The sequence below is a fragment of the Collinsella sp. AF11-11 genome, assembly GCF_003465485.1.
Classification (GTDB): Bacteria; Actinomycetota; Coriobacteriia; order Coriobacteriales; family Coriobacteriaceae; genus Collinsella.
Map to the genome: position 1 here is coordinate 1 of NZ_QSAS01000027.1, position 7,060 is coordinate 7,060.

General features: G+C 59.4%; 6 protein-coding genes. All 6 read left to right on the forward strand.

All coding sequences use genetic code 11. From position 1 onward, the window contains the following. The first annotated feature begins 144 nt into the window (after positions 1-144). Genes acpS through tsaD form a run of 6 tightly spaced genes read left to right on the forward strand, consistent with a single transcriptional unit; the run spans position 145 to position 6,968 of the window. Positions 145-684, forward strand: a complete 540-nt coding sequence (acpS, locus tag DWV58_RS09550; RefSeq protein WP_117776929.1) for a holo-ACP synthase — start codon at positions 145-147, stop codon at positions 682-684. Then, positions 685-2,301 carry an NAD(P)H-hydrate dehydratase gene (locus DWV58_RS09555; protein WP_117584236.1) on the forward strand — a complete coding sequence of 539 codons (1,617 nt, stop codon included), beginning with the start codon at positions 685-687 and terminating at the stop codon, positions 2,299-2,301. 2 nt (positions 2,302-2,303) lie between these two features. Continuing rightward, the gene (gene alr, locus DWV58_RS09560; protein ID WP_117774251.1) at positions 2,304-3,449 is read left to right on the forward strand and encodes an alanine racemase; all 1,146 of its coding nucleotides are present in this window, start codon (positions 2,304-2,306) and stop codon (positions 3,447-3,449) included. Positions 3,450-3,457: 8 nt separating this feature from the next. After that, entirely contained in the window at positions 3,458-4,078 is a 621-nt protein-coding gene (locus DWV58_RS09565) for a uracil-DNA glycosylase (RefSeq protein ID WP_117776930.1), read from the forward strand. 12 nt (positions 4,079-4,090) lie between these two features. Next, complete coding sequence (gene tsaE, locus DWV58_RS09570) at positions 4,091-4,597, forward strand: tRNA (adenosine(37)-N6)-threonylcarbamoyltransferase complex ATPase subunit type 1 TsaE (RefSeq protein WP_117776931.1); 507 nt, start codon at positions 4,091-4,093, stop codon at positions 4,595-4,597. Further along, entirely contained in the window at positions 4,584-6,968 is a 2,385-nt protein-coding gene (tsaD, locus tag DWV58_RS09575) for a tRNA (adenosine(37)-N6)-threonylcarbamoyltransferase complex transferase subunit TsaD (RefSeq protein ID WP_117776932.1), read from the forward strand. Before tsaE ends, tsaD begins: the two co-directional genes overlap by 14 nt. Positions 6,969-7,060: the final 92 nt, after the last annotated feature.

Genomic DNA, 7,060 nt, shown 5'->3' on the forward strand with positions numbered 1-7,060 from the left:
AAGAAGGGGGAGGCCTCGCGGCCTCCCCCTTTTTTGCGTTTACGGGCTTTTGTCTCACATAGTAGCTGTGTTTTATAACCCTCGTTTGTCGCATCTTCTGTGAACGGGCTACAATAACTTAGTCTGTGCGATATGGAGGTGAACATGGCTGAAGCTGGTATCGGCGTTGATATCGTCGAGATTTCCCGCATGAAATCAATTCTTGAAAAGACGCCATCGTTTGCTCGGCGTGTGTTTACCGAAGAAGAGCGCGCGTATTGCGATGCATCATCGCGTCCCGCTGCTCACTATGCCAGCCGCTTTGCTTCGCGCGAGGCGGTACTTAAAGCTCTCGGCACGGGTTTTAGTCAAGGCGTTGGTCGCAAGGATGTTTCGGTTACGCGTGATAAACTCGGCAAACCGAAGGCGCTGCTTTCGGGCCGTGCTCTCGAGATCGCTCAAGAACTGGGTGTTGTCGAGGTCGCTCTTTCTATTACCCTTACGGGTGACTTGGCTGTCGCTAATGCCATTGCAATCACCGAGGATGCTCGACCTAAGCCTAAGGAAGAAAAAGTGAGCAACAAGAAACGCGTTGCGCAGACATTTAAAGAGGCTTGCTCTGTTTTAGATGAGCTTGAACAGCTGCAGAATTCAGCATTGACGGAGCACCTGGGCGATGCTTCGCAAGATACGCTAGGAGCATAGATGAAACCGGTTTTGAGTACCGAAGAAGTCGTTCGTCTCGAGGATATCATCGAACGCGAAGGGACTTCGAAGGCCGAGCTTATGGAGCTAGCGGGTGAGTTTGCCGCCAACGAGGTCTTGAAGCTCAATCCCGATCGGGTTCTCGTTCTGGTCGGTTTTGGTAATAATGGCGGCGACGGTTGGGTTGCCGCCGATATCCTGAGCCACAAGGGTGTGGACGTGGATATCGTTTCTCCGGTTGAGCCGGATGAGATTCCTGCTGCTCTGGCACGTCATGTTGCTCGTCGAACTGCCGGCCGCGATGTGCACGTTTGCGTCGGTCCCTCGCGTGACGAACTCGAGGTTTTGATCGATAAGGCCGATGTTGTTGTCGATGCCATTTTTGGTACCGGTTTCCACGGGAATCTGCGTGCGCCGTTCTCCATTTGGATTCCTACGGTCAATGAATGCGCCGATTGTGTCGTATCCATTGATGTCCCCTCGGGCCTGAATGCCGAGACGGGCGTTGTTGATGACGACTGCATTCGTGCCGAGCGCACGGTGACGATGATTGCGCCCAAGATTGGTCTGTATAGCGCTGATGGTCCTGAGTATGCCGGCGATTTGACCTGCGGCAATCTTTACGACCGTCTTGACGAGGTCATCGATGATGTCGACCACGCCGCCGAGATTGTCGAGCCCGGTGACTTAGTTGATTACTTTGCTCCGCTACCATCGAATATCGATAAGTATTCCCGTGGCTCCGTGCTTATTGTCGCCGGATCAGCGCAATATCCTGGTGCTGCCATTATGGCGGCCAAGTCTGCAGCTCGCGCGGGTGCTGGTTACGTGGCAGTCGCGGCTCCTGACGCCTGTGCCAATCTCATTCGCATGGCACTTCCTTCGATTCCGGTCTTTGCTATTCCGTCTGATTCCCGCGGCTCCTTTGGCGCCGCTGCGCGCATGACGGTGTGCGAGATCGCAAAGAAGTACAGCTGCGTGCTGTGCGGTCCCGGTATGACGACGTCTGCCGGCGCTATGCAGGTGGTTTCGGGCTTGCTCGAGCTTGATGTACCGCTAATTTTGGACGCCGATGCACTCAACTGCCTTGCTAAGATTGCCATTGACGGTATTGATAGTAACCCCGAGATGTATCGTCGCGAGCAGCCGTTGGTTATGACACCGCACTATCGTGAGCTTTCGCGTCTGGTTGCCGGTGACGAGGTGAACGACCTTGGTACCGCGATTGCGGCCGCGCAGAAGGTTGTCTGGGCTGCAGGCTCCGACAATCTGGTGGTCATTGCCAAGGGGCCGACGACGGCTATCTGTGGCGTTGAGCGTGTGCTGCTGCCGCTCTCGGGTCCGGCTTCTCTGGCAACTGCCGGTTCGGGTGATGTTCTCGCGGGTATTTTGGCCGGCACGCTTGCCACCATGCGCGACGAGATGGATCGTTGGGAGTTGCTGTATTCGTACGCCGTCGCACTTCACAGCTACGCCGGTTTTGCCGCGGCGACGGAGTATGGTGAGAAGAGCGTCATCGCGACCGATCTTATCGACTTGATCGGTCCTGCCATGGAGCTGGCGGCAAAGGATGCGCTCGAAGATCTGGGAATCATGGACGAAGGGTCGGATGACTAATCATGAATAAAGCCGATTTGACGCGCTGGTCCTGGGTCGAGATCGACCGCGGGGCGCTCCGTCGCAACACGAGGGCCTATAAGAACTTGCTGAATCCGCGTCAGCGCCTGTGCTGCGTGGTCAAGGCCGATGCTTATGGTCATGGAGCTGTTGAGTGCGCCAAGATCATGTATTCGGCCGGTGCCGACATGTTTGCCGTGGCGACGGTTAACGAGGGCGTTGAGCTCCGACAGGGCGGGATTACGAAACCCGTCCTCATCCTAAGCGAGCCGCCTATCGAGGCTATTCCGACGTTGCTCGAGTTTGATATCATGCCCTCGGTCTATACGTCTGACTTTGCTCTTGCGTATGGCGAATGTGCCGTCGCGGCGGGCAAGGTGGGCAAGTATCATCTCGCCATCGAGACGGGCATGAACCGCATTGGCGTACATTACACGCAGGTGCTCGACTTTGTCCGCGGTATTAATTTCCATCGCGGTATTCAGTGCGACGGCGTATTTACTCACTTCGCCACGGCCGATGAACCTTCGGGCTGGGACTACAAACTGCAGTGTCAGCGCTTTACCGAGGCCGTTCAGGCCATTAAGGATGCGGGCTTTGAGTGCGGTATCGTGCACTGCGCCAACACGCCGTCCTCGATGCTCGACCCCTCGATGCATTTTGATATGATTCGCGCCGGCGTCGGCTTGTATGGCATGCAGCCGTGCGAGCTGAGTGGCCGCGTGATGCAGCTTGATCCCGTTATGAGCGTCCATGCGCGCGTGACGCGCGTGGCACACCCTGCGATGGGCGAGGGCGTGGGCTACGGTTTTACCTACCGCGTACCGCGTACGCGCGTTCAGATCTGCACGCTGCCGATCGGTTATGCCGATGGCCTATCGCGTACGCTTTCCAATCGTATGGATGTGCTGTATCGCGGCGAGCGCGTGCATCAGGTTGGCAATATCTGCATGGACCAGTTTATGGTCGCCATTCAGTCCAACCCGGCACACGAGATTCCCGAGGCCGAGTATGGTGACGAGATGATCATTGTCGGCCGCGATGGCGACGCCGAGATCACTATGGACGAGATGGCCCGACTGCGCGGAACGATTAACTACGAGGTCGCCTGCGGCTTTGGCATGCGTCTCGACAAGGTCTACGTGTAGGAGCCGCTATGGGCGTCATGCACATCCCCGGCCATAGCCATCAGGCGCCGCGTGAGGTCGCACTCGAGGAGATCGAGGCCGTTCTGGGCGATTGTCACCTCTGCCAGCTCTACCAGTCGCGTCACAATATCGTGTTTGGCGTGGGAAACCCCCGCGCTCGCGTGATGTTTATTGGCGAGGCGCCGGGCCGCAATGAGGATTTGCAGGGCGAGCCCTTTGTGGGGGCGGCAGGCGAGGACCTCAACGGCATTTTGTCGCTGGCGGGGCTCAAACGCGAAGACGTCTACATTGCCAACGTGCTTAAGTGCCGCCCGCCGGGAAACCGCAATCCGCGCCCCGAGGAAGTGCTGGCTTGCTCACCGTTTTTGCGCGAGCAGATTCGAAGCATCTGGCCCGATATTATCGTGACGCTCGGCAACCCCGCGACGCACTTTGTGCTTAAGACCGAGATTGGCATTACTAAGCTGCGCGGCAGGTTCCACCAGATGGGGCATTTTGTAGTAATGCCCACTTTCCATCCGGCAGCAGCGCTACGCAATCCGGCATGGCAGGAGCTGCTGGAGGAAGACTTTAAGATGCTGGGCGACTATCTGGAGCGACATCCCGCGCCAGAGGACGCCTCGGAATAATAAGGAGCGTATATGTCCCTGGAGCGCCTGGGGGTAGGCACTTACAAAACGGCTAGTGCTGCCGATACGGAGTACTTTGGCGAGCTAATTGCACCGTGCCTTGAGGACGGCGATGTGCTCATCCTGACCGGTGGCCTGGGAGTGGGCAAAACTCACTTTACCAAGGGCGTCTCGCGCGGGCTGGGCGATGGGCATATGGTTACGAGCCCTACGTTTGCGCTCATGGCCGTTCACGATCAAGGTCGTATTCCGCTGTTTCACTTTGATCTATACCGCCTGGAGCATGCCTACGAGCTCGAGGATACGGGCATTTTCGATGTGCTGGGCTATGAGGGTGCTTGCCTGCTGGAATGGGGCGAACAATTCCAGGACGAGCTGACGGATGAGTATCTTTCGGTGACGCTCAAGCGTGATGAGGGCGACAGCGATGTGCGAACGATAACGCTCGAGGCGCACGGTGACCGCGCAATGGAGCTTTCCCATTTGATTGATAAGGCTGTACAAGATGAGCTTGCATAACGACAACGCGCTGGTGGTGGCGCTCGATACCTCGACCGACATGCTTGCCTGCGCGGCAAGCTGGATTGATGGGCAGACGGGCGAGACGAAGCTCGCGAGTGGCGACCACATGTGTCGCCGTCACGCCAACGTTGAGCTCGTGAATACCGTTGATGGCGTGCTGGCTCAAGCCGGTCTGAATCGCAGCGATGTTGGTTGCTACGTGGTCGGCCGCGGCCCGGGGTCGTTTACGGGCGTGCGCATCGGCATCTCCACTGCCAAGGGCCTCGCATGTGGTGCCAATGTTCCGCTGCTGGGCGTGTCGACGCTTGACGCTTGCGCTTGGACGGCGTGGAAGGCTGGCGTGCGTGGCAAGCTTGATATCTTGGCCGATGCTATGCGCGGTGAGGTATATCCGGCGCTGTATATGCTGGTCGATGAGGGTCCCGAGCGTCAATTTGAGCGCGAACACGTGGTCAAGGCCGCCGTGGCGCTCGATGAGTGGCGCCAAGCAGCGGACTGGGACCAGGTTCAGCTGACCGGTGACGGTCTTGTGCGCTATGGCAAGCTGCTGGGTGAGGACGAGACCGCCCGCTGCGTGGAGCGCGACCTGTGGTGGCCTTCGGGCGAGGGCTTGCTGCTCGCGCACGCTGCGGGTGACGGCGATCCGGCCCGCGTCCTGCCGATTTACACGCGCCTTTCGGATGCCGAGGAAAACGAGCGCAAGCGTCTTGGTCTTGCCGAGAGTGCGCAGAGCGAAATTACGGGTGTTGCCGATGAGCTCGCCGGTCGTCATCTGCAGTTCCGTCCCATGGGCGCGGCGGATGCCGAGGGCGCGAGCGCGCTGGAGGCTGCCTGCTTTGAAGGTGCCGGACACGAGGCATGGACGCCGGGCATGTTCCTGTCCGAACTGGGCGAGGACGTCGCTGCGCCGCGTAGTTGGTGGGTGGCACACGACGACGGCAAGCTGCTGGGCCTTGCCGGCGGTATGGTCGTGGACGGTGATGTGCAGATTCTGGATGTCGCCGTCGACCCGGCACATCGCCGTGAGGGCATTGCCCGCAAGCTGCTGTCGCACGTGAGCTATGATGCCCAGATGCTCGGCTGCACCACGGCTTCGCTCGAGGTCGAGGACGGTAACGAGGGAGCGATCGCGCTTTATAACGCTCTGGGCTTTACCGAGGCTGGCCGTCGCCGCGGCTACTATGGTGCCGGCAAGGACGCCATCGTCATGACGGCTCCGCTGCCCCTGGTGCTTCCGGTCGACAATGCTTCGCCCGAGCCGACGGCGGCAGAGCAGCGCGTATGGCCGCTGCCTGCGCCTTGGCGCTCTGCCGAGGAACGTGTCGAGATTGAGCGTCGCCGCCTCGTACTCGCTATCGAGAGCTCCTGCGACGAGACGGCGGTGGCGATTATCGATGCGGATGGCAATATGCTGGCCAACCAGGTGTCGACGCAGATTGATTTTCATGCACGCTTTGGCGGCGTGGTGCCCGAGATCGCCTCGCGCAAGCACGTCGAGGTGATTGTGAGTGTCGTGGATGCGGCACTCGAGGACGCCGCAGCGTCGCTGGGCCTTGAGGGTGGAGCCATCGCGCCGAGCGAACTCGCCGCTGTTGGCGTGACGCAGGGTCCGGGCCTGGTGGGTGCTCTGGTAGTGGGCGTCGCCTTCGCCAAGGGCTTTGCCTATGCCGCCGGCAAGCCGCTCGTGTGCGTCAACCATCTGGAGGGCCATCTGTTCGCCAACCTGCTGGCGCAGCCCGATCTCAGGCCGCCGTTTATCTTCACGCTCGTCTCGGGCGGTCATACCATGCTCGTGCACGTGAAGGCATGGGGCGACTACGAGGTACTTGGTGAGACACTCGACGATGCTGTGGGCGAGGCCTTCGACAAGGTAGCCAAGGCGTTGGGTCTGGGCTATCCCGGTGGCCCCATCATCTCCAAGCTGGCCGAGACGGGCAACCCCCGCGCGATCGATTTTCCTCGCGCGCTTAACAGCAGGGGAGACTATCGTTTCTCGCTTTCGGGTCTTAAAACGGCCGTGACGCTCTACATCGAGCAGGAGACCAAGGCCGGGCGCACGATTCACCTGCCCGATCTGGCGGCTTCGTTTGAGGCAGCCGTCTTTGACGTTCAGTACAAGAAGGCCAAAAACGCCCTGCATGCCACCGGATGCAAGGAATACTGCATCGGCGGCGGCGTCTCGGCTAATCCGCATCTGCGCGAGATGATGATCAAGAAGCTTGGGCGTCAGGGGATCCGCGTAACGGTGCCACCGCTTTCGGCGTGCACCGACAACGCCGCCATGATCGCAGAGGTTGCCCGCCGTAAATTCGACCGAGGAGAAATCTCGCCGTTCGACGTCGACGCCGATCCAAACATGACGCTGTAGCTGGTACGGCGCGGTCCCCGGACGGAGGGGCCGGATATAAGGTTTCCTGCTCTACAGTCCTGCGCAAGACGAAGGCCACATTAAGTGGCCTT